Source organism: Planococcus kocurii (assembly GCF_001465835.2).
GTDB lineage: Bacteria > Bacillota > Bacilli > Bacillales_A > Planococcaceae > Planococcus > Planococcus kocurii.
Genome location: NZ_CP013661.2, coordinates 33,233 through 55,178, shown reverse-complemented (window position 1 = coordinate 55,178; position 21,946 = coordinate 33,233). Strand labels below are relative to the sequence as shown.

The 21,946-nt window shown below is 40.3% G+C and carries 17 protein-coding genes and 3 pseudogenes; 17 read left to right on the top strand and 3 right to left on the bottom strand.

Going from position 1 to position 21,946, the window contains the following annotated elements; genetic code table 11:
- Positions 1-12 precede the first annotated feature (12 nt).
- From AUO94_RS00330 to AUO94_RS00300, 7 genes are all read left to right on the top strand, one after another.
- The gene (locus AUO94_RS00330; RefSeq protein WP_058385382.1) at positions 13-1,260 is read left to right on the top strand and encodes an ABC transporter substrate-binding protein; all 1,248 of its coding nucleotides are present in this window, start codon (positions 13-15) and stop codon (positions 1,258-1,260) included.
- Positions 1,244-2,128 (top strand): ABC transporter permease, encoded by an 885-nt coding sequence (locus AUO94_RS00325; protein WP_058385381.1) that lies wholly within the window; start codon positions 1,244-1,246, stop codon positions 2,126-2,128. The genes AUO94_RS00330 and AUO94_RS00325 overlap by 17 nt, the downstream gene beginning before the upstream one ends.
- Positions 2,128-2,943: an ABC transporter permease gene (locus tag AUO94_RS00320; RefSeq protein WP_058385380.1), complete on the top strand. Its 816-nt coding sequence runs from the start codon at positions 2,128-2,130 to the stop codon at positions 2,941-2,943. Before AUO94_RS00325 ends, AUO94_RS00320 begins: the two co-directional genes overlap by 1 nt.
- 12 nt (positions 2,944-2,955) lie before the next feature.
- Complete coding sequence (locus AUO94_RS00315; protein ID WP_058385379.1) at positions 2,956-4,032, top strand: ABC transporter ATP-binding protein; 1,077 nt, start codon at positions 2,956-2,958, stop codon at positions 4,030-4,032.
- 338 nt (positions 4,033-4,370) lie between these two features.
- Positions 4,371-4,718, top strand: coding sequence for an ArsR/SmtB family transcription factor (locus tag AUO94_RS00310; protein WP_058385378.1), 348 nt, complete (start codon positions 4,371-4,373; stop codon positions 4,716-4,718).
- A gap of 104 nt (positions 4,719-4,822) precedes the next feature.
- Entirely contained in the window at positions 4,823-5,188 is a 366-nt protein-coding gene (gene arsC / locus AUO94_RS00305; protein WP_237150199.1) for an arsenate reductase (thioredoxin), read from the top strand.
- Positions 5,189-5,349: 161 nt separating this feature from the next.
- The gene (locus tag AUO94_RS00300; RefSeq protein WP_058385377.1) at positions 5,350-6,945 is read left to right on the top strand and encodes a long-chain-fatty-acid--CoA ligase; all 1,596 of its coding nucleotides are present in this window, start codon (positions 5,350-5,352) and stop codon (positions 6,943-6,945) included.
- Positions 6,946-7,175: 230 nt separating this feature from the next.
- Here the strand turns inward: AUO94_RS00300 and AUO94_RS17310 are convergent.
- Positions 7,176-7,649: pseudogene (locus AUO94_RS17310) on the bottom strand (DUF1572 family protein).
- Between the two features lie 920 nt (positions 7,650-8,569).
- On the opposite strand from AUO94_RS17310, the gene AUO94_RS00290 reads away from it, so the two are divergent.
- From AUO94_RS00290 to AUO94_RS00250, 9 genes and pseudogenes are all read left to right on the top strand, one after another.
- Positions 8,570-8,821, top strand: coding sequence for an acyl carrier protein (locus AUO94_RS00290; RefSeq protein ID WP_237150154.1), 252 nt, complete (start codon positions 8,570-8,572; stop codon positions 8,819-8,821).
- Positions 8,814-10,208: an AMP-binding protein gene (locus tag AUO94_RS00285; RefSeq protein ID WP_058385375.1), complete on the top strand. Its 1,395-nt coding sequence runs from the start codon at positions 8,814-8,816 to the stop codon at positions 10,206-10,208. Before AUO94_RS00290 ends, AUO94_RS00285 begins: the two co-directional genes overlap by 8 nt.
- 143 nt (positions 10,209-10,351) lie before the next feature.
- Positions 10,352-11,803, top strand: a complete 1,452-nt coding sequence (locus AUO94_RS00280; protein ID WP_237150153.1) for an MBOAT family O-acyltransferase — start codon at positions 10,352-10,354, stop codon at positions 11,801-11,803.
- A gap of 60 nt (positions 11,804-11,863) precedes the next feature.
- Positions 11,864-12,790 carry a hypothetical protein gene (locus tag AUO94_RS00275; RefSeq protein WP_237150152.1) on the top strand — a complete coding sequence of 309 codons (927 nt, stop codon included), beginning with the start codon at positions 11,864-11,866 and terminating at the stop codon, positions 12,788-12,790.
- 232 nt (positions 12,791-13,022) lie between these two features.
- Entirely contained in the window at positions 13,023-13,940 is a 918-nt protein-coding gene (locus AUO94_RS00270) for a DMT family transporter (protein WP_058385374.1), read from the top strand.
- A 41-nt stretch (positions 13,941-13,981) separates the two neighbouring features.
- Positions 13,982-14,167: pseudogene (locus AUO94_RS00265) on the top strand (shikimate kinase); the annotation flags it as partial.
- 62 nt (positions 14,168-14,229) lie between these two features.
- A pseudogene (locus tag AUO94_RS00260) lies at positions 14,230-14,691 on the top strand (NUDIX domain-containing protein).
- A gap of 277 nt (positions 14,692-14,968) precedes the next feature.
- Positions 14,969-16,177 (top strand): Bcr/CflA family efflux MFS transporter, encoded by a 1,209-nt coding sequence (locus tag AUO94_RS00255; RefSeq protein WP_058385373.1) that lies wholly within the window; start codon positions 14,969-14,971, stop codon positions 16,175-16,177.
- Positions 16,178-16,382: 205 nt separating this feature from the next.
- Positions 16,383-17,984 carry a pyruvate oxidase gene (locus AUO94_RS00250; protein ID WP_058385372.1) on the top strand — a complete coding sequence of 534 codons (1,602 nt, stop codon included), beginning with the start codon at positions 16,383-16,385 and terminating at the stop codon, positions 17,982-17,984.
- Positions 17,985-18,035: 51 nt separating this feature from the next.
- On the opposite strand, the gene AUO94_RS00245 is transcribed toward AUO94_RS00250, so the two are convergent.
- Together AUO94_RS00245 and AUO94_RS00240 are read right to left on the bottom strand one after the other, a co-directional pair.
- The gene (locus tag AUO94_RS00245) at positions 18,036-20,138 is read right to left on the bottom strand and encodes a sensor domain-containing protein (protein WP_058385371.1); all 2,103 of its coding nucleotides are present in this window, start codon (positions 20,136-20,138) and stop codon (positions 18,036-18,038) included.
- A 150-nt stretch (positions 20,139-20,288) separates the two neighbouring features.
- Positions 20,289-21,080 (bottom strand): helix-turn-helix domain-containing protein, encoded by a 792-nt coding sequence (locus AUO94_RS00240; RefSeq protein ID WP_058385370.1) that lies wholly within the window; start codon positions 21,078-21,080, stop codon positions 20,289-20,291.
- 237 nt (positions 21,081-21,317) lie between these two features.
- On the opposite strand from AUO94_RS00240, the gene AUO94_RS00235 reads away from it, so the two are divergent.
- Complete coding sequence (locus AUO94_RS00235) at positions 21,318-21,740, top strand: VOC family protein (RefSeq protein WP_058385369.1); 423 nt, start codon at positions 21,318-21,320, stop codon at positions 21,738-21,740.
- The last annotated feature ends 206 nt before the right edge of the window (positions 21,741-21,946 follow it).

The window sequence follows — 21,946 nt, the reverse complement described above, 5'->3', positions numbered from 1 at the left end:
GAAGTGAAAATCATGAAGAACTACTTAGTGGTGACCTCAGGGATACTCGCTCTGTCTTTAGCTGCATGTGCTCAACAAGATCCAACTAGTAATGCAGAAGACGCGGATAACTTACTGGTAGACGACTGGCAACAAGTTTCGGAACTGGCCGCTGGACAAAAAGTCAACATTTACATGTGGGGAGGTAGCGAAAACATCAATCGCTACCTTGACGAGTGGGTCGCTCCTCGTTTGAAAGAAGACCATAATGTTGAGTTGAATCGTGTACCGATGAGTGATTCACAGGACATCATCAATCAGTTGCTTGATGAAAAATCAGCCGCTAAAACCGCAGGCAGTATGGACATTATTTGGATCAATGGCGAAAACTTTAAAACCGCTAAAGACAACGATTTGTTGTGGCAAGAATTTAGTGGGCAATTGCCGAATTTTAATGATTATGTCGACCAAAATGCACCTGATATTGCCAGTGATTTTGGTGAACCTGTAGAGGGATTAGAAGCACCGTGGGGCAAAGCGCAATTTGTTTTTGTTCACGATAAAAATAAGTCGGAAAATCCTCCGAAATCGATGGAAGAACTGGCCCAGTGGGTAGAAGCTAATCCCGGACAGTTTACGTATCCTGCGTTACCTGACTTCACAGGAAGTGCATTCGTCCGTCACGTGTTATACGAAACGACTGGCGGATATGAGCAATACCAAAAACCTGCTGCCGATATTGATGATTTAGCTACTCAATTAGAGCCAATGTGGGATTACTTAAACGCGCTTGAGCCGTATTTATGGCGTGAAGGCGAAACGTATCCAGAAAGTTTAGTTAAACAAGATCAATTGTTTGCAACTGGTGAAATCGGGATGACCATGAGCTACGATCCGATACTTGCTGCGAGCGAAGTATTGAAGGGGCGTTTTCCTGAATCGACACGAACATTCGTGTTAGATGCAGGCACGCTTGCTAATACACATTTTCTATCCATTCCATTTAATTCTTCTGCAAAAGCAGGGGCTATGGTCGCCATCAATGAAATGATGTCACCTGAAGCTCAAACTGCTAAATTGTCTCCTGAAAACTGGGGCAATTTAACAGCACTCGACTTAGATAAATTGTCTGCTGAGCAGCAACAAGCCATGAACGATGTCGAGTTAGGTGCGGCAACATTGTCACTTGATGAGTTGGAAGAACATCAAATTCCAGAACTGTCAGCGGATTATATCGAAATTATCGAAAAAGGATGGATGGAAAATGTGGCAAAAGAATAAACCCTATCTTTTGTTGCTGCCAGCCATCAGTGTCATTGTCCTCCTTTTTTTTGGAGGACTTTTTGACGGCTTGTTGAAAAGCTTCGGCTATTTTCCTGCAATCGGAGAAACGCGCTTTACACTGACCGCCTATACTGCGTTGCTGCGGTCGTCTGAGTTTTGGGAATCACTTGAATTGACGCTACGTGTTGCTATGCTGTCTTCACTTTTAGCTGCAATATTAGGTGCTGGCATTGCCATTTCTTTATTCATGTTGAATAAATCAGCGAATTCTGGTGGTACGCAAATTTGGCACCGTCTGTTTCAATTGCCGTTAACGATTCCACATCTCGTGGGTGGTTATATTATCGTGTTGTTGTTTATGCAAAGTGGCTTTATTTCGAGGATTTTTGCGAATCTTGGCATGATTGATGCCATAACAGAGTTCCCGGTGCTGGTGAACGATTCGTTTGGCTGGGGCATCATTTTGACTTATGCATGGAAAGAAGCGCCTTTTGTGTCATTACTGATTTATCCAGTGCTGTCGCGTATTCATAGGTCTTGGCGCGACGTTGCTCGTGTTTTTGGAGCAAGCAACTGGAATTTTATTCGTGAAATTGTCCTGCCGGTTATCTTGCCAGCGTGGACTATTGCAACGTTTATCGTCTTTGTTTTCACCTTTTCGGCATTTGAAGTACCATTTTTAATAGGCGTTACATATCCTACTGTGTTGCCCGTGTATTCGTATCAACTTTATACCAGCGGCACATTAGCTGATCGACCAGAAGCGCTTGCCGTCAACATCGTGTTAGCTGTGTTAACCGTTTTACTCGGACTGGTCGTCTATTATTTCAGCAAACGCTGGAATGTCTTAAAGGGGTGGGATTGATGAAAAAGCCCCGCTCGTTAATGAAGCCTATTGCATATAGTCTATTGTTCATTTTTATCGTTCTGCCTTTTGCTCCTTTACTATTATCGAGTGTTTCTTTCGGATGGCAGTGGCCCGCTATTGTGCCAGAATCAGTTAATCTTCGCGCGTGGGAATATGTGGTTAATGTAAATTCTGGTACTTGGCAAGCGGTCGGTGTTAGTCTAGTGATTGCGTTTATCGTCACAGCTGTGAATGTTCTGTTGGCAGTTCCTGCAGCAAATGCATTGGTGCGTTATCCGCTCCGCGGCAAGTGGCTCTTCGAAGCAATTATTCTTGCGCCGATTGTGATTCCACCTTTTGTCGCCGTGATGGGCATTCATTTGACGTTTTTGCGGCTTGGTTTGACTGAAACTATTTTCGGCGTCGTGTTAGCGCATATTGCACCGACTTTGCCGTACATGGTGCGCGCGGTTATGATCAGCTATCATACCTTATCAACCGACTGGGAAGATCAAGCGCGAATGCTGGGTGCGGGACCTGTTTCTCGCTTTACTTTTGTGGTGATTCCTCATTTATTGCCAGGCATTGCAGCAGGGGCGAGCTTGAGTATCTTGATTTCACTAAGTCAATACTTAATCACGTTCATTATCGGTTCAGGGCAAGTCGTAACCTTGCCCATTCTATTATTTCCGTTTATAAGCGGAGGTGACCCAGCTGTTGCATCTGCGTATTCCTTACTGTTCGCAGGAGTCGCCATTTTGACGTTGTTCGGTATGGACCTAGCCTTAAAGCGCTATTATCAAAACAAGAAAAATACTGCAGGGAAAATTTAAAGGAGTGTAACGATGGGTGATTTGCACATTGTAAATATCGAAAAGCATTACACATACAGTCATCAGAAAAGTGAGTCGGTCTTTTCCCTGCAACCCATTCAACTGACAATCCATGAGGGGGAATTCTTCTCGTTACTGGGTCCTTCCGGTTGTGGCAAGACGACGCTGTTAAAGTTAGTAGCGGGGTTATTGCCTGCAGATAACGGGGAGATTTGGATAGGAGATAACAATTTAACGACCGTTCCATCAGAAGCACGAAAGTTTGCCATGGTGTTTCAACAATCGTTGTTGTTTCCTCATATGACCGTAGAAGACAATGTGGCGTTCGGTTTAAAAATGCAAAAAGTTGGTAAAAAGATTCGGTTAGACCAGGCACGAAACATGTTAGCGCATGTCGGCTTAGCAGGTTATGGCAGTCGTTTTCCGAACGAACTCAGCGGTGGCCAGCAACAGCGAGTGGCATTAGCGAGAGCTCTTGTAGCTAATCCTCACGTGTTGTTAATGGATGAGCCGTTTAGTGCGTTAGATCCGAGCCTGCGAGAAGAAATGAGAGAATTGCTCCTGCAGATTCAGCAACAATTCCGAGTGACGGTGTTGTTTGTGACGCATGACCGGGAAGAAGCTTTCTATTTATCCGATCGAATTGGTGTTATGAGCGAGGGAACTTTGCTTCAAGTTGGCAAAGCCAAGGACTTGTATGAACGTCCTGAAAACGCAAAAGTCGCTTCGTTTTTAGGATTAAAAAATATCATTGAAGGCAAAATTTCAGGTGGACGTTTTTATTCAATTGCCTATAGTGGAATCGAATTCTCTGTGAATAGTACGGAAGTAGGCCCATGTTTTCTGATTCTGCGTCCAGAAGTACTGCAACTTGCAACAAAAAACATTCACTTGGCCTCAGACGCCATTCAGTTTACTGGGAAGGTCGATGGGCTTAGATTTAATCATGGGTTTTATTCAGCTAATATACAAGTAGGTAATTATTTAGTAGACTGCGCAGTCTCAAGTCAACAAGCTGAAACAATAGCGGTTGGTGATGTGGTTGAATTGTTTGTGAATAATGAAGACTTGTGGTTTGTGAAGGAGTAATATAATATTCAAGATATGCGAGTCTGCATGAGTGTTGAATTTTTTTGAATAAAATACATTATCCAAAAGTTATTCACTCATTCGCCGGTTGCCTATTATGAATATATATATATATATATATATTCATATAATGATTAGTCATTCATATTTTATTCATTCACTCATAATTTACATGAGGGATGTTATTTTATTATTCATAATTTAACACTTTGCTTGCCTGAAACTTTGCGTTGATCGCTATGGAGTCTGAAACCCATTGTTAATCTGAAGAGCACGTTTATAAGCTTTGACTTATATAACGAAATTGTAATACACTAATTACAAAGGAGTGGGTTTTAGTGGAGACGTTAGCAAAACAAACGGCTGCTGAGGTCACAGCCTGCTTGAAAGCTGTCAGTGATCCAACACGCCTCATGATGATGAAATTGATGGAGACGAATGAATATTGTGTCTGTCAGTTTGTTGAGATGTTTGGTATGAGTCAGCCGGCCATTAGTCAGCATTTACGCAAGCTAAAACAAGTAGGACTGGTAAAAGAAAGTAGAAGAGGACAGTGGCGATTTTCTTCTATGAATCATGAATCAGTTCATGCTTCTTTACTACTAAGTATAGTAAGTCACATCGGAGATACTGATGTGCGCCTTCAAGATTTACGTGCTAAAGAAAAACCAGTAGATTGCTGTTAAATAAGCACAAATTGGATGAATTCGCGATGTTTTGTCGCAAAGGAGAACTGACTGTGAAAAAAACCATTTACTTTTTATGTACCGGAAATTCTTGCCGAAGCCAAATGGCTGAAGGCTGGGCAAAACAACATTTAGCAGCAGAGTGGGATGTTTACAGCGCTGGAATTGAAGCGCATGGGTTGAATCCGAATGCTGTGAAAGCAATGGAAGAAGTGGCAATAGATATTTCCACTCAAACATCAGATGTTATTGACGAAGATTTACTCCATCGTGCGGATTTTATCGTAACTTTATGTGGTGATGCAGCGGATAAATGTCCGGTCACACCTAGTCATATCCGACGTGAACATTGGGGCTTTGAAGACCCAGCAAAAGCACAAGGAACAGAAGAAGAAAAGTGGGCTGTGTTCCAAACGGTTCGTGACGCTATTGGAACACGTATCGAATCATTTGCGAAAACGGGCATTTAATAAAAGTACTTTTACAAAAACCACAAGCAGATCAAAAGCTTGTGGTTTTTCATTACTCTGAAATATCGAACGATTCCAAAATCTGTATTGACACAGTTCAAGGGGCTATTTATACTTGCTATATAACAGTTCAGCTATCTTCACATGAAAGGGGTTCTATTATGCTGGCAACGTTAACACCACTTGATTGGAAACGACGTGCGGTCAAATACTATCCGGAGAAAGTTGCGGTAATTGACGGCGATAAGAAGTTTACATACAAAGAGTTTGGCAAACGAGTAGATCGACTCTCTATCGCGTTACATCATGCGGGGATTGGCAACAAAGATCATGTAGCGGTTATGCTGCCGAATAATCACGCGATGCTTGAATGCTTTTATGGCATTACGCCACTCGGAGCGGTTATTGTGCCACTCAATTACCGGTTATCGACAAAAGATTTAACATATATTTTAAAACATAGTGACGCAAAAATGCTGATTGTCGATGCTGAGTTTGGCAAAATGCTTGAAGAGGTACAAGACGAGCTACCGATCGAAAAATACATTGTTGTCGCTGTAGATGGCTTTGATTCAACCATTAATGGGGAAGATTACGAAGATTTTATCGGAAATGTAGCAGATGATGCGAAAGTGCCTTACGTTGAGTTAGATGAAAACCAAATGCTGTCGTTAAATTATACGAGTGGGACAACTTCTAGCCCTAAAGGCGTAATGCAAACGCATCGTACCAATTACATGAATGCCGCAAACTTTTTGCATCATTTGGAGATTAAATTTGATGACGTGTATTTGCATACCTTGCCCATGTTTCATACAAACGGTTGGGGCGGTGTATGGGCCATTACTGCAGCGGGAGCGACGCATGTGTGCTTACGAAAAGTAGACCCACCGCTAATTTTAGAATTATTTGAAAGTCATGGCATTACGTCACTTTGCGGGGCGCCTACTGTAGTCAATATGCTCGTTAATGAACCTAAAGCAAAAGAACTGCAGTTAACGCACACGATCCGCATGGGAACTGCGGGCGCTCCACCTGCAGCGGCATTGATTGCCAAAGCGCAAAGTATCCTCGGATTGAATATGATGCATGTATACGGCTTAACAGAAACGTCTCCGTTTATTTTGTACTGTGAATGGAAAAATGAGTTCAACGATTTAGACGCTGAACATCAAGCATCTATAAAAGCACGCCAAGGAATAGAACTCGCTTTTAACGGAGAGACCAAAGTGGTTAACCAAGAAGACGGGGAAGAAGTGGCTTGGAATGGCAAAGAACTGGGGGAAATCGTCACGCGGGGCAATGTCGTGATGGCTGGCTATTACAAAAATCCTGAAAAAACAGCAGAAGCAATTCGCGATGGCTGGTTTTACACAGGCGATTTGGCGGTGACGCATCCAGATGGCTTTATCGAAATTCAAGATCGCATGAAAGACATGATCATTTCTGGTGGCGAAAACATTTCCTCTACAGAAATTGAAGGTGTTTTGTATAAGCATCCGGCCATTGCTGAAGTGGCTGTGATTGCTGTGCCGGATGAAAAATGGGGAGAAGTGCCAAAAGCTATTGTTGTGCTACATCAAGGAGTACAAGCGACCGAACAAGAAATTCTGGATTATACGCGTGAACACATGTCACGTTTCAAAGTGCCAAAATCTGTAGACTTTGTTGAAGCGTTACCTAAAACTGCAACCGGTAAACTGCAGAAGTTCCAGTTACGAGAAATATATTGGGGTCGTGGAAAAAAAGTAAATTAACGTTAAAAACCGTCTATTCATGAATAGACGGTTTTTGTAATTCATCATGGTTATAAAACGGCTATAAAGATTAAGGTGAACACCAAACTAATAACAGTTGATATCACCCAGTAATTTCTGTCGCGAATATTGAGCAAAAGAAATCCTACGATAAAATTAATGAGTAACATAGCGATAAACACAAGAGCAAAGGTAAGTGGTATATATAACATAGAGTACTCCTCCGATCGTTAAGATTGATGGTTCTTTAACTCCGACTGTAAATACGATTCTGATTTCCCCTTTGGAATACTCAGTGTTTCCCAATTGTCATTTTTTATTTGTTTCCCAATATAAACAATTTGACCGACGTGGTAAGCGCAATGAGCCAGTTGTCTTTCAATGGCTTCTAATCTCGTGTGTTTTTCGCCACGAATGGTGATTTTTAATGAATCCCGGCTTTCTAAACTCCTCAATGTAGTAAACAATGTAGTCCAGCCTTTTTCCCAAACCATGATCAGTTTTTGTATGGAGAGAATGTCATCTTCAAATTCCTGATACGATTTCTAGAAGATTCTAAATACCATGTTTCCTCTTACATGCTTGACGATAATTCCTACGATATTAGAAGCCTCGTTTAAACTCCAGTGTATATCCGTCTTAGATAATTGATTGATGGTTCGATCCCCCAGATCCTTAACACTTTGACACCTCTCTTGAATCACCTTCAACTAGTCTTTTCCAAGTTCCACACCTATAAACTCCTTCATTTTTATAAATGCCGAGTTGTAAAAAAGTGTTTTGCATACATATATATCGCATTTGATCATGAAAAAGAAGAGCGGAAGAGTAAAACCTACAAAAATCCCAATTATTCTTTCGCTCCTTCCATTTTCCGTCTTTATTATTGAAGTGTTTTATTGTCCAGAATCTATTACGGCACTTGTATGGTCTTCTATAGAAACTAAATATCCATCATTATTCAATTCCACTTCTAACTAGTAGTTCTTCTGTTGCTGATTTTGCACAATCACAAAGTAATGACCTCTGTCAACATCCTATCTAATCCCGCCGTGAGACAAGTTGTTGCTTTCGTGATAGTTAGTTACGATAAAATCTTTTGCGTAATGAAAGGCAGCCATTTCGTTTGCTTTATGTTCGCTATACACATAAACTGCACCCACGATTATTCCAATAATCTAAAAGGAGAGATGAAAATAAGGTTATGATTTTTTTGTGAAATTCGCTCCTAACTTTCATTATATGTTAAAAATGTAAAGGCATGTGACATTTACTGTTCTGCTTAGAATAACTGAACGGTCGGATTTTTTCCTGATTCTAACAAGAAAGATTCCTATTTTTTGACGCCATCCTAAATCGGGTGATTTACAGTACTCAATCCATGGTTATTAGAGGCAAATTTCGATACATTAAAAACGCACAATTCAGTTATAAAGATAAAAAAACCAACTGTTGTTACGATATTGACTTTTCTCTTCATATATTTATAATTGATTATGAGAATCATTTTCAATAAGATTATTGAAAGATACTTCCTAGGAAGAGTTAAAGGGAGTAACAGTTTATAAAAGCCATCGTTCCGCTAAAGCAGACGCTAGTGGACGTAAATATTGAAAGGGTGTAAATGATGAAAAATATCGAAAAATATAGAAGTGCATTTATGGATGCGTTGGAATTGGAAGAAGACCAGGTAAGTGAAGAGTTAGCATTAGGAGAAACAAGAGAATGGGATTCACTTGGACATATGATTCTGATTTCTACGATGGAAGAGGTTTTTGAAGTTTCAATAGATGCTGAATGGATGACAGAATTCGATTCGTATAAGGCAGGAAAAGAGCTTTTGAATCGTTTAGGAGTAGACTTTGTAAATGAATAGGTTCCAAAAGCTTGAGGAGTTTGGCAACCGCACCGCTATCTATGCAGAGCGAGAATACTCTTACGCTGAAATGGTAGAGGTTGCTGACGCTATTTGCAGTCATGTAGGTGAAAGAACGCTTGTTTTTTGTTTATCTTCAAATAATAAAGAGTCTATATTTGGTTACGTGGGCTTTATGAGAGGGCATGTTGTCCCTGTCTTGTTAGATGCATCTATCCAGGTAGAGCGGTTGCAAAAACTAATCGAGCTTTATAAGCCTGCGTACATTTGGGCGAGTAGTGAAAACCAAGACCTCTTAAACACAATGGAACAATCTTTTGTGTTTGGAGATTACACATTATTCAAATGTTCGACAGCTATTCAACATGATTTTGATGAACATCTTGCGCTCCTTTTAACGACCTCAGGAAGTACTGGCAGCCCCAAGTTTGTACGCTTAAGTTATGAAAATATCTTCAAAAACGCTGAATCGATCGTGAAGTACCTTGATATTAAGGCAGAAGATAAACCAATCACCACACTTTCTATGAATTACTCTTATGGCCTGTCGATCATCAACAGTCACTTCATTAGTGGAGCGACCATAATTGTCACGGATGCATCGATCATGAAAAAAGAGTTTTGGGAAGTATGCAAAGAGCAGGGAGCCACAACTTTTGGAGGCGTTCCTTTTGTCTATGAGATGCTCGATCGGCTGAAGTTCGAAGAGATGGATCTTCCAAGTTTGAAAAAACTAACGCAAGCAGGCGGCAAATTAAGCCCAGAGCTATTGTCCAAATTTGCAAATATGTGTAGTCAAAAAGGGATTCAATTTTTTACTATGTACGGGCAAACAGAAGCAACGGCGCGGATAAGCTATTTACCTGTCGAAAAAAACCTGGATAAAGCCGGAAGTATCGGAATTGCCATTCCCGGCGGAAAACTGATGCTGCAAGATGACACTGGCCACAACATTACAACGCCTCATGAAAGCGGCGAATTGATATACAAAGGACCCAATGTTTCTTTAGGGTATGCGGAGTCATTAGTCGATTTATCGAAAAGAGATGACAACAATGGGTCGCTGCACACAGGTGATTTGGCTTACTTTGATCAGGACGGTTATTTTTACATCACTGGACGAATCAAAAGAATCATTAAAGTCGCTGGAAGCCGCATCAGTTTAGATGAAGTGGAAGAACTTTTAACTGAGCATGGTCATGACTGTGTTTGCGCGGGGACAGATGACCAACTGATCGTTTACACGTTAAAAGAAGATCTGCTTCACATTAAAAAAATAATTAAGGAAAAATTAAACTTAAGGGGCGTTAAGATTATCAGAATTGAGGAATTCCCACGTACCCCTTTTGGGAAGATCCTTTATTCCGAGTTACTTACATCTAAATAATTTATGATCACCTTAACCCGTAACAGGAGATGTATCAGATGTGACAAAACTTACCTACTGAAAGTTGAAATTGAGTGTAGGTAAAGTACTTGTTTATCTAGTTTTGTGTAAAATCTTAAGTTTATTTTTGATCAGGTGATTGGATGACTTTTATATCAATTGAGTTTCTGTTATTTTTTGCAGGAATCGTTTTTACGTATTATTTAATTCCACACAAGTGGAGATGGATTCTTTTACTAGCTGCCAGCTACAGTTTTTACGCTACGTTGAGCGGCTACTTTGTCCTGTTACTAGTTATAAGCACAGTGTTTACTTATTTTACGGGAATCGTCATTGAAAAACAGGAAACCAAACAACAGAAGAAAAGAGCCATGCTAGTTGGAATTTGCGTATTGCTGTTTTTTCTCGGCTGGTTTAAATACTTTAATTTTGTAAATGACTCGATTCGAGCCATTTCAACATACATGAATTGGAATTATGCCATACCGTATCAAGAGATTATCCTGCCATTAGCCATTTCTTTTTATACCTTTCAGGCAGTCAGTTACCTTGTCGACATCTCCAGAGGCAAGCAAAAAGCAGAAAGACATTATGGCTATTTCTCCATCTATTTTGCATTTTTCCCGCAATTGGTTGCTGGACCGATTGAACGTGCTAAGAAATTGCTTCCTCAATTCAAAGTTGAACAAACCTTAAACTATGACAATATAAGCTACGGAATGAAGCGAATCGCATGGGGATTTTTTAAGAAAACATTGATTGCGGATCGACTCGCTCCAATTGTAGCGAGTGTTTACGATAGTCCTGACCCAACCGGTTCTCAAATTGTCCTAGCGACGATTCTGTTCTCGGTTCAATTGTACGCTGATTTTTCAGCACTCAGCGACATTGCCATTGGTTGCGCACGAATGCATGGTATTAGACTTACCGAAAACTTTAAGCAACCGCATTTTGCCACGTCAATCGGAGATTTCTGGAATAGATGGCACATTACGCTTTCGACATGGCTTAGAGACTATATCTTTATGCCTTTATGTAAAGGGAAAAAGAAAAGAAGCGAAATTTATGTAGCTATCATCATTACGTTTTTAATAAGTGGCGTTTGGCACGGAGCGGCATGGACTTTTGTTTTATGGGGGCTCATTCATGGGTTTTACCGTGCTTTTGGAGATCACACAAAACATTTTCGTGGAAAAATGGCGACGTTTATTCATTTGGATCAGAGTCCATCGCTGCATAAATGGATGAAAATCACCACCACTTTTTTGCTTGTGTGTTTTTCGCGCGTGTTCTTCCGATCGGATTCCGTTACCGCCGCATTTGAACATGCGCAACAGTTCTTATCGCCTAGCTCGTGGAGCCCATCTGGAATCATTGGGGCGTTTGAGATGTTTTCACTACTCGACTTAATGATTTTCAGCTTTTTCTTTATCGTTATGCAACTGTTTCATTATATCGAAAGAAACAATACCTCAACGTGGAACTGGCTATCGCAACGCCCAGCAGTTGCTCGTTTTGCCGTGTATGTATTAATCGTTGTATCAGTTCTGGTGTTCGGTGCTACAGGTCAAGGATTTGTTTACGGTGGGTTTTAATCATAAACAAACGGACTCATGTGCGTGCCAGACTATCAGTTTAGTAAAAAGAGGACAAGATTGAAAGGATTTGCCATGGGCCGTTTATTCATTAAGTTAACTAGTATCATCATTGTGGCTTTACTGCTGTTTATACCAGTCAATAACTTTGTCAAGCAGTCTCGGAGTTACAACATCAACGAGGATATCCTGACGTTTAAGAAAGATCCTTATCCCGTTGACGTCATCAATTTAGGTGCCTCTCATTCCATGTATGGTTATTATTTTAAGCCAACGGGTTTGGCTCATTTGGATTTAGCTCTTCCTGGTCAGGCGCTCGAATACGATTTTAAATTATTGAAAGAGTATGGTGAGTATTTGAAATCGGATGGAGTTGTCATAGTATCCATTTCTCAAATGACGTTCATAAATAGTGAGAACGAGGATGTAGACGAAGGACGTTATTATGAAATTTTAGATCGTAAGCAAATTGAATCGTTTCGATTGTTGGATTATTATAAGTATATGTATTTTCCAGGCACAAATAGTGACAATTTTACTTCTGCGCTCTCAAGCAAATGGAAAGGCCTTAAATGGACTTCTCATCAATCTTGGGCAAATAATGGCGAAAATTATGCAGAAAGAAAAACCGAATACGTAGAAGAGCAATATAGAAAAGCAATTGAGCATAATTACATGGAACAAAACCTAGAGCAGTTAAAAGAAATATTGGAATATTGTCAAGAGCAGGGCTACGAAGTCATTCTAACTATGGAGCCCGTACACAAGACGTACCAAGAACATTTCGATGAAGAAATCATGAATCGACTTGTTTTTCAGTATTTAAACACGCTTGAAACAAATGTCCCTTTTTTAAATTATATGAACGACGAACGTTTCACAGACAACAAAGCGTATTTTATCGATTCCGACCATTTGAATAGTGAAGGAAGAAAAAAATATTCTTGGATTGTTTACGAAGAGCTCAAGCGTTTAGGGTATTTCTGAGCTATTTATTATTAAAAAACAGCACCTCCATTGGTAGACACAACTACAATGGAGATGCTGTTTTTATATGGAGAAATTGATGGTTAAAGCCACGATACCTTCTAGTCGGAACTATTTAATGCTAAAAAGGTATCTGACTAGAACAAATAAAATGTACTTTCATCCAAATATGTTTTTGATGAGGTAACAAGTCCTGTGGTAGGATAAATGGATTATAGGTAGGAGGGATAGGGTGGAAAATAAATCAGCGTGGCTACTTATTGCAATCGGTGCTTCACTATGGGGCGTTATCGGGGTTTTTGTCACTTACCTTTATGAAGTAGGGTTTACGCCACTAGAAGTTGTCGCTGTGCGTGTGTTAACGGCATCCATCTTTATGGTTCCTTATGTTTTGATGAAAAATCGGAAGTTGTTCAAAATAAAGGTGAAGGATTCTAGGTATTTCATAGGTACCGGTATTATTAGTATTGTTCTCTTTAATTGGTGTTTGTTTAGTTCGATGAAAGAGTCTTCCATTTCGATTGCCTTTATTTTGCTGTATACAGCCCCGGCATTCGTGACGATTTTATCGCGAATCTTCTTTAAAGAAGCATTAACCGCTCGCAAACTTACGGCCCTCCTCGTTACGTTAATAGGGTGCTCGCTTGTTATTGGAATCTTTTCTAGTTCTACCACATCCATTTCACTTTATGGATTAATTCTTGGACTAGGATCAGGATTTTTCTATGCCCTCTACAGCATATTCGGAAAAGCAGCCTTATCAAAATATGACTCGTTAACCGTTACGGTATACACGTTTCTCTTCGCGACCGTGGCTATTGTTCCTTTTAGTGGATTAGGTTCGAAACTTTCTACTTTGACGGATTTAAAAGTACTTGGACTGGTAATTGGACTTGGCTTTCTTTCGACCATGTTGCCATTTATTTTCTACACAAAAGGTCTGCAATTTGTCGAGTCAAGCCGCGCCTCAATTATTGCAACGATTGAACCTGTCGTCGCTTCAGTCGTAGGGTTCTTTATTTTTAATGAAACGTTATCAACGTGGCAATACGTAGGGATGATTATGGTGATCAGCTCGGTCATCATTGTGCAGGAATCCAAGAAACAAAAAGCCAATCGCTCCCAGCAATTTGACCAAGCTGGCGCGTGATTTAGTTAAACAACCTCTTTACTACTCGATAGGAGGATATGATGAAGTTTATCATGCTATTTGGTCCACAAGCTGTCGGCATGATGACGATCGGACATGAACTTGAAAAAAACACTTTGTTAAAACTGTTTCACAATCATATGACCATTGAACTGTTGCATCCTTTGTTTAAGTTTGGTGATGAAACGTGGCGGCTTTCGACCCTGTTTCGTCAAGAAATCTTCAAATTTAGTTTAAAGAAGAAAATGAATTTTGATAATAAGTATTTCAAAACGGAGGAGCTTGTAACATGCATATACGAAATTCAGCCAAAGCCGTGATACAAAAAGAAGGTCACGTGCTACTGACGAAAAATAGAGACGCAGAAGGCATCTTTTATTTGTTTCCTGGTGGGGGACAAGAGCACGGAGAAGTACTAGTCCAAACCATTAAACGAGAATGCTTAGAAGAAATAGGGTACCAAGTTACAGTGGGAGAACTGTTACATATACGCGAATACGTAGGAAAAAACCATGAACATGCGCATGATTGAGACGTTCACCAAATTGAATTTTATTTTGTTTGTACAATCGATGCTCAACCGGTAGAAATGATTGTGCCGTCTAATCCTGATTCTCATCAAATCGGTAGTGAGTGGATAGCAATTGCTAAATTACAGGAGTACCGTATATATCCGAAAGGGATTCGGTTACCGATCCAGCAGTTTGCAGAGAATCAGAAAAATGTTGTGTATTTAGGGGATATAAACTAAATGAAAAAGAAAGTATGGGTTTTTATTATAAATGTAGTTATCTACTTAAGGATATACTATTAAATTCACAACATAGCAACTAAAGAACTACTCAAGTGGCTGAACAAAAGTGCAATCAATACACAAAGACCGCAGTTCCAGTTGAACTGCGGTCTTTGAATTTTAGAAAAAAATAGATGGAAACAGCAAGTATCTTCTACGTAGCTACTGCCATCTTGTGAAAAAATGCTGTATAGTAATGAAGGATATAGAGAGAAGTGAAAGGGGTTTTCAAAAGATGATGCAAAACCCAACAGGAAGAAAACGGCTCGGGCTGGCATTGATTTTAAGTATGCTCGGCATATTAGCGCCATTGAACATTGATATGTACTTACCGGCGTTTCCAGCGATTGCAGATGAACTAGACGCGCACGTGTCGTTAGTTCAACTTAGTTTGACTGCGTGTTTAATTGGACTCGCGGCTGGGCAAATCGTCGTTGGGCCTTTTAGTGACGCGGTAGGGAGACGAAAGCCACTCATTGTTTCCGTCATTTTGTTTGCACTCGCCTCCGTGCTCTGTGCCCTTGCTCCGAACATTGAAACATTGGTTGCGGCTCGTTTTGTTCAAGGATTTACTGCATCGGGTGGTGTTGTGTTGTCGAGAGCGGTCGTGAGCGATGTGTTCACAGGACGAGAAATGACCAAGTTTTTTGCGTTATTGATGGTGATTAATGCAGTTGCTCCTATGGCTGCTCCTATTGCAGGGGGTGCCATTTTGGCGTTGCCGTTTGCTGGCTGGGAAACAATATTTTATTTCCTTGGTTTACTAGGTGTAATCATGGTGATTGTGGTGATTTTGCGCTTACCGGAAACTTTGCCGCCTGAACAACGCGTGCCAAGTTCCATCGGTCATTCGGTTCGGACAATGGCCAGTTTGTTTAAGGAACGTCCCTTTATTGGCTACGCGCTTGTGGTCGGACTAATTCACGGGGGAAGCTTTGCCTATGTTGCCGGGACGCCTTTTGTCTACCAAGAAATTTACGGTGTGTCGCCTCAAACGTTTAGTGTGTTGTTTGGCATTAACGGCATTGCTATGATTCTGGGCAGTTTCATTATCGGAAAGTTTGGTGGCAGTGTTTCTGAGCACCGTTTGTTGCAAGGAGCTGTCGTGGTCGCCGTGAGTGCTACGTTTGTGCTGCTGATGATGACACTCATCCAAGGGCCACTCGCAACACTTGTGATTTCCATTTTTATTTACATGATTGCGATTGGCATGATCTTTACGAGTTCGTTTACGCTGGCGATGAAAGGACAAGGACACCGAGCAGGGAGTGCAAGTGCCGTTGTGGGCATGTTGCCTTTAGTTATTGGGTCGCTTGTGTCACCGCTCGTCGGAATCAATGAAACCTCTGCGGTTCCAATGGGCGCTATTTTATTTGGAACGTCTGTACTCGGAACGATTGCCTTTTTCTTTTTAACTGGGCATCGACAGCAAGTCAAACAATAATGAGAAACAAGAGCAGAGGAAAGTTAATCTCGCTCTTGTTTTTTATTTTCATAAATAAAATGAGTATTCAAATATCTTGGGTGTTAATTGGAAGACTCTTTTGTTGCTACTCGCAATTTAAAGCGTCTTTTTTGTTTACCATTTCCTAACGCGAGGTATAAGGAACAAATAAGCTTGTGTCAACAGTAGAGAGCGAGGGATATTCATGTTCGACAAAACAGCTGGGAGTTATGTCACTGAATTGCTGAAAGAGTGGAAAGTAAATCACATTTACGGGATGCCCGGAGACTCGATCAATGAATTGATGGAAGAATTGCGAAAAGAAGAAAGCATTCGTTTTATCCAAGTTCGGCACGAAGAAACCGGTGCATTAGCAGCAGCCGCTCTTTCCAAATTGACGGGAAACATCGGCGTTTGCTTGTCTATTGCAGGTCCCGGAGCGGTTCATCTGTTAAACGGGCTATACGATGCGCAAAAAGACAAAACACCCATGCTAGCCATCGTTGGACAGGTCGATAGTCAGTTGGTCGGAACAGATACGTTTCAAGAGCTTAAAATGGATTCTCTGTTTGAGGAAGTTGCTGTTTATAATCGGCACGTTCAGCGCGCAGAACAACTACCGGATATGCTGAATCAAGCGATTCGTACTGCCTACGCTGAAAAAGGACCTGCAGTATTGATTGTTTCAGGTGATTTGTTTAGCACAAAAATCAAACATGAAAAACCACTTACGTCCGCTATTTTTTCTAAACCGAATATACGAGCTTCTGAAGAAGACTTACAAGACGCATTAAAATTGCTAAATGCTGCGAAAAAACCCGTGATATTGGCTGGTAAAGGGGCAAAAGGGGGAACAGCGGAAGTATTGGCATTAGCAGAAAAGCTGAAAGCGCCATTAATTGCTTCTTTTCCAGCGAAAGGCATCATACCGGACAACCACCCACATAATCTCGGTCAATTGGGGAAGTTGGGCACTGATCCGGCTGAACAGGCTATGCAAGAAACAGACTTACTGATCCTAGCAGGTACTGCTTTTCCATACCGAGATTATTTGCCTGCAGATGTAGCTGCTATTCAAATTGATACAGATCCGAAAGTAATCGGCAAGTATTATCCGGTGTTGCTTGGACTAGTGGGCGAACTGGCACCAACTGCTACTTGGTTGACTGCCAGACTAATGGAAAAAGAAGATGCCTTTCTTTTAGCGTACCAGCAAAAGCGTGAACGGTGGCATGACACGTTGCAACAGGATATGAATACAGAAACTCAGCAATTGCAGCCGCAGCAAGTCATAGCGGAGGTGCAACGCATTTTACAAGAGGACGCCATCGTCTCACTCGATGTTGGCAGTATTACGTTGTGGGCAGCACGCTATTTGCAACTAAACAATCAACAACTCGTGGTGTCGGCGTGGCTCGGGACGATGGGGTGCGGCCTTCCAGGTGCCATTGCAGGGAAGCTGGCGTTTCCCGACAAGCAAGTTGTGGCTTTACTCGGGGATGGCGGTTTTTCAATGGGCATGCAAGACTTCGTCACGGCAGTTAAATACAACTTACCGATGATTCTCGTCGTTTTTAATAACCAAAAACTCCAATTGATTGAACATGAACAACAAGAAATAGGCAACAAATCAACCCAAGTAGATTTAGCAAATATCGACTTTGCCGTCTTTGCTCATGCATGCGGCGGAGAAGGGTATGCCGCTAAAAACCGGGATGAGCTGAGACAAGCACTGACAAAAGCGAAAGTTAGCCGGAAACCGGTGATTATCGACGTGTTTGTAGAAGACAGCACACCACCTTCTTAAATTCAAAATAAAAAAGCGGAACGAAGATAATCATTCGCTTTTTTATTTTTGTTATTTTTTATATACCGTGGTCAAATCGTGCAACGCTGCAGGCAAGGGACGTCCAAAATAATATCCTTGGCCTTCATCGCATTTTTTGCCTTGTAAAAAGGCTAATTGCGTATCGTCTTCAATGCCTTCTGCAACGACCGTCATATTTAAAGTATGTGCTAACGAAATGATGGTGGCTGTAATGGCTTTACCATTAAGGTCTTTGCTAATGTCCCCAACAAAACTGCGATCAATTTTGATGCGGTCAAATGAAAATTGCCTCAAATAACTAAGGGACGTAAAGCCTGTACCAAAATCATCAATCGACATCGATACACCCAGTTCTTTTAACTGGTGTAAACTGTTTTTCAGCAGTTCTGTATCAACCAACAAAATGCTTTCCGTTACTTCGAGTTCCAACCATTTGGCGTTTAGTCCGGTTTCTTCCAGAATCTCAATAACGGTCTGCACAAAATCGAGTTGTTGCAATTGGATCGTCGAGATGTTGACACAGATTTTAATCGGCGGGTGACCTTGATCTTGCCATGCTTTATTTTGTGCGCATGCTGTATAGAGAACCCATCTGCCCAGTGATACGATTTGGCCAGTTTCTTCAGAAATCGGAATAAAGAAATCCGGTGGGATAAAGCCAAGTTCTGGGTGGTTCCAGCGGATTAATGCTTCCATGGCACTTAATCGATTATTTTTCAAATCGATGATGGGCTGATAATGAAGTGACATTTCTTGTTTGGTGAGAGCTGATTTCAACTCTCTTTCAATGGTTAGTCGATAAACTGACTGTTGGTCCAGTTCTTCAGAATAAACCGTATACTGTGCGATTTTATGTTTTTTCGTGTAGTTCATCGCGGAGTCCGCTTTCTTGATTAGCTCATCTACACTTTCATCGGGACCGCTGCTAAAGGCTATCCCAATACTCCCAGTAATAGAGACCGAATGTCCAAAGGCTTCAAAAGGTTTGGCTAATGCGTCATTAAATCGCGCTGCTAGTTGGAAAACTTGAGGTTGTTCCAATCCTTTTAACAGAACTGCAAATTCATCGCCCGCAAATCGTCCCACCGTACAACTTGGATCAATACTTTCGGATAACCGGTGCGCAACATCTTTTAAAAATTCGTCGCCGAACTGATGGCCGAACGAATCGTTGATCAACTTAAATCGATCTAAGTTAATGAAAAACACAGCAAGTTTCTTTTTGTTGTAGTCTTTGCTTTCTAACGCCCGTTTTACATGATCTTCAAACAAAGTACGGTTTGGTAAACGCGTCAGGGGATCGAAAAAACCCATTCCTTCCATCAGCTTTTTATAGTCTGTTTCAACAGTGATGTCTTTCGCAATTCCATAAGCACCTACAATGTGGCCACCTGACTTCATGGGAAAATTGGTTACCAGCAGGGTTCTAGTTTCTCCATCTTTTCGAATCATGCTAATTTCATAAGTACTCGCGTTTCCATTTAACGCGTTATGAAAGTGAAAAAAGGCTTTTGGTAAATCTTCTGAAACGATAAAGGGAGTGAAAGACAGTTGCAATATTTCTTCCTTGGTGTAACCCGAAATTATTTCGCACCCCGGGTTGGCTGATTGAAAATTTCCTTCCATATCAAAAGTAAATATCGCATCTGGATTATAGGTAAAGAGCGAATCAAGTCGTTCTTCTTTTTCTTTTAATTTTAGATTGGCTGTTACTTCAGCTGTAATGTCGATCACCGTGCCAAACAGCACGTTTTTACCTTGCCATTTCTTTTTAGTGGAATGGATTTCAACATGAAGCAATTGACCGTCACTTCTGTAAATTCTTACACGGTAACGTGCAAAAGCGTCTTTACTATCATACTCAGTAAATATTCGCTTTTGAATAATTGATAAATCTTCTGGGTGAATTAAGTTTTCTAAAGTAACTGTGCCATTTAAAATTTCCTTTTCCTCATAGCCTACTAATTTGCAGAAATATGGATTTACGTAGGAGTAAGTTGAACCATTCAGTACATACAGACTGATGGGAATTTGTTGAACAATGTCATCAAACAAATCCTCGTACAACCATTCAGTTGATAATGGCATTTTTTTGTGTATGGAGGTGTCCGCGTTGTTATTGTCATTCTTCACCAATCTGGCCTCCTTGTCATCCGAAATTTTCTACCATCTTCTCGTAGCATCGCACATCAATATGTATTTATGTTAAGTATAATAAAGGAATTTTCAAACTAATACCATTTATATTTTAAATTAACTAATTTTTATCAACAACAAACTAAGTTATTTGTTGTTTACCCGATATTGCCTTGGTGTAACGCCCACAACTTTCTTAAATGCCGCTTGAAACTGCGTATCGCTTTTGTATCCAATTTTACTAGCTATCTTGGAGACGGAACTATTACTCGTAGATAGTAAGTATTTCGCTGTATTGATACGACAAGAGATGATGTACTGGAGCGGACTCACACCGGTAACTTGCTTAAAAAGACGTGCTAATTGATATTTATTCAACTCAAATCGCGTAGCAAGTTCTTCTAATGACAGCGATTTTGAGTAGTTTTCCTCCATATAATGCTTGATTTCTTGAATTGTTTTATCCAAATTTGAGTAACTGATTGATTCTTGATTATTCGCAGAGCGAATTACGTGTAGCAAGATCAAATTTATCAAGTGATGTGCCATTTGGTTAGAGTCCGGTCGTGGATGTTCTGTTTCTTGCTTCAATTGCATCAAGAGTGAATTGAAGCTATCAATCTCACTAATAGGAATAATAGGAGGCAATTCCGCGTAACTTTTAACGTTTTCGGTACAAAAAGTGAGTCGATAACCACTCTGCATGTCAGAAGCAGCATACAGTTGCTCATGCCATTTTCCTGCTTGTATGAAAAGAACCGTTCCAGCGGGGGCTAAGTAGGTTTGTCTGTCAATTTTGCAGTGAACCGTTCCAGCTACCACTAACAGCAATTCCACTGTTGCGGGGTGGTGGTGGAGCGGGTGATATTCCGACGTACCATATGGAATAGAAAAAGATTGAATGCTATGAAATAAGGTTGGATCCGTGGCTGTAGACAATTAAATCGCTCATTTCTTTTTCTTTAATTTTAGCAAGAATTGATAAGAAAATCTGTATAATACCGGTAAATTTAAAGATAATTTCAATAGTAAATACAAGAATTGATAGGAAATCTATTAAAGATAAAGATTTTCAAGTGGAATAGCTATAAAAACTTATTTTAGATATGAATATTCTGATAATTAAACTAAAATAAACGTAAGATGATCTAACAAAAAAACGAAAGAAGGTTGAATATGATGAAGCAATTATGGATTAATTTACCCGTTAATAATTTAAAAAGATCGAAAGAGTTTTTCAGCAACATTGGTGTGCCAATCATGGAAAGTCGCAGTGAGTCAGATCAAATGCTAGGTTTATTAATCGGCAATCCACCCGTACAAATTATGTTATTTACAGACGAGCAATTTAAAGGGTTTACACAAAATGAGTTAACAGACACAAACGAGTCGACAGAAGTATTATTTTCCATCTCAGTAGAGACTAAAGAAGAACTTGATGAGACGATTGGAAAAGTGAAACAAGCAGGTGGATTTGTATTTGGCGAGCCGACACAGCGAAATGGATTGTACGGCGCAGGATTTGCAGATTTGGATGGACATCGGTGGAATTTGCTGGTGATGCAGTTTAGCGAAGTTTGTAAATTAAAAGCTACTTAAAATATGAATATGAAGATTCGTATTTATTTAGAAAGGAATTTTTAAAAAGAAATTTCACAGAAGAATTTTTAAAACTAAAATTCTTCAATTACTAAATTTGCTGATCAATTGTAAAATTATAAATAACGTTACACAGAATATGCTACAAAAATAGTTATGCTATAAATTAGCTTAAAACGACGAAAAAATCGATTACGTCTCACTGT

Excerpts from the sequence above, each read along its gene's own strand:
- arsC (WP_237150199.1), top strand. The coding sequence starts at position 4,823 with ATGGCTGAAGGCTGGGCAAAACAACATTTAGCAGCAGAGTGGGATGTT.
- AUO94_RS00300 (WP_058385377.1), top strand. The coding sequence starts at position 5,350 with ATGCTGGCAACGTTAACACCACTTGATTGGAAACGACGTGCGGTCAAA.
- AUO94_RS00315 (WP_058385379.1), top strand. The coding sequence starts at position 2,956 with ATGGGTGATTTGCACATTGTAAATATCGAAAAGCATTACACATACAGT.
- AUO94_RS00255 (WP_058385373.1), top strand. The coding sequence starts at position 14,969 with ATGATGCAAAACCCAACAGGAAGAAAACGGCTCGGGCTGGCATTGATT.
- AUO94_RS00325 (WP_058385381.1), top strand. The coding sequence starts at position 1,244 with ATGTGGCAAAAGAATAAACCCTATCTTTTGTTGCTGCCAGCCATCAGT.
- AUO94_RS00290 (WP_237150154.1), top strand. The coding sequence starts at position 8,570 with ATGATGAAAAATATCGAAAAATATAGAAGTGCATTTATGGATGCGTTG.
- AUO94_RS00330 (WP_058385382.1), top strand. The coding sequence starts at position 13 with ATGAAGAACTACTTAGTGGTGACCTCAGGGATACTCGCTCTGTCTTTA.
- AUO94_RS00320 (WP_058385380.1), top strand. The coding sequence starts at position 2,128 with ATGAAAAAGCCCCGCTCGTTAATGAAGCCTATTGCATATAGTCTATTG.
- AUO94_RS00280 (WP_237150153.1), top strand. The coding sequence starts at position 10,352 with ATGACTTTTATATCAATTGAGTTTCTGTTATTTTTTGCAGGAATCGTT.
- AUO94_RS00235 (WP_058385369.1), top strand. The coding sequence starts at position 21,318 with ATGATGAAGCAATTATGGATTAATTTACCCGTTAATAATTTAAAAAGA.
- AUO94_RS00285 (WP_058385375.1), top strand. The coding sequence starts at position 8,814 with ATGAATAGGTTCCAAAAGCTTGAGGAGTTTGGCAACCGCACCGCTATC.
- AUO94_RS00250 (WP_058385372.1), top strand. The coding sequence starts at position 16,383 with ATGTTCGACAAAACAGCTGGGAGTTATGTCACTGAATTGCTGAAAGAG.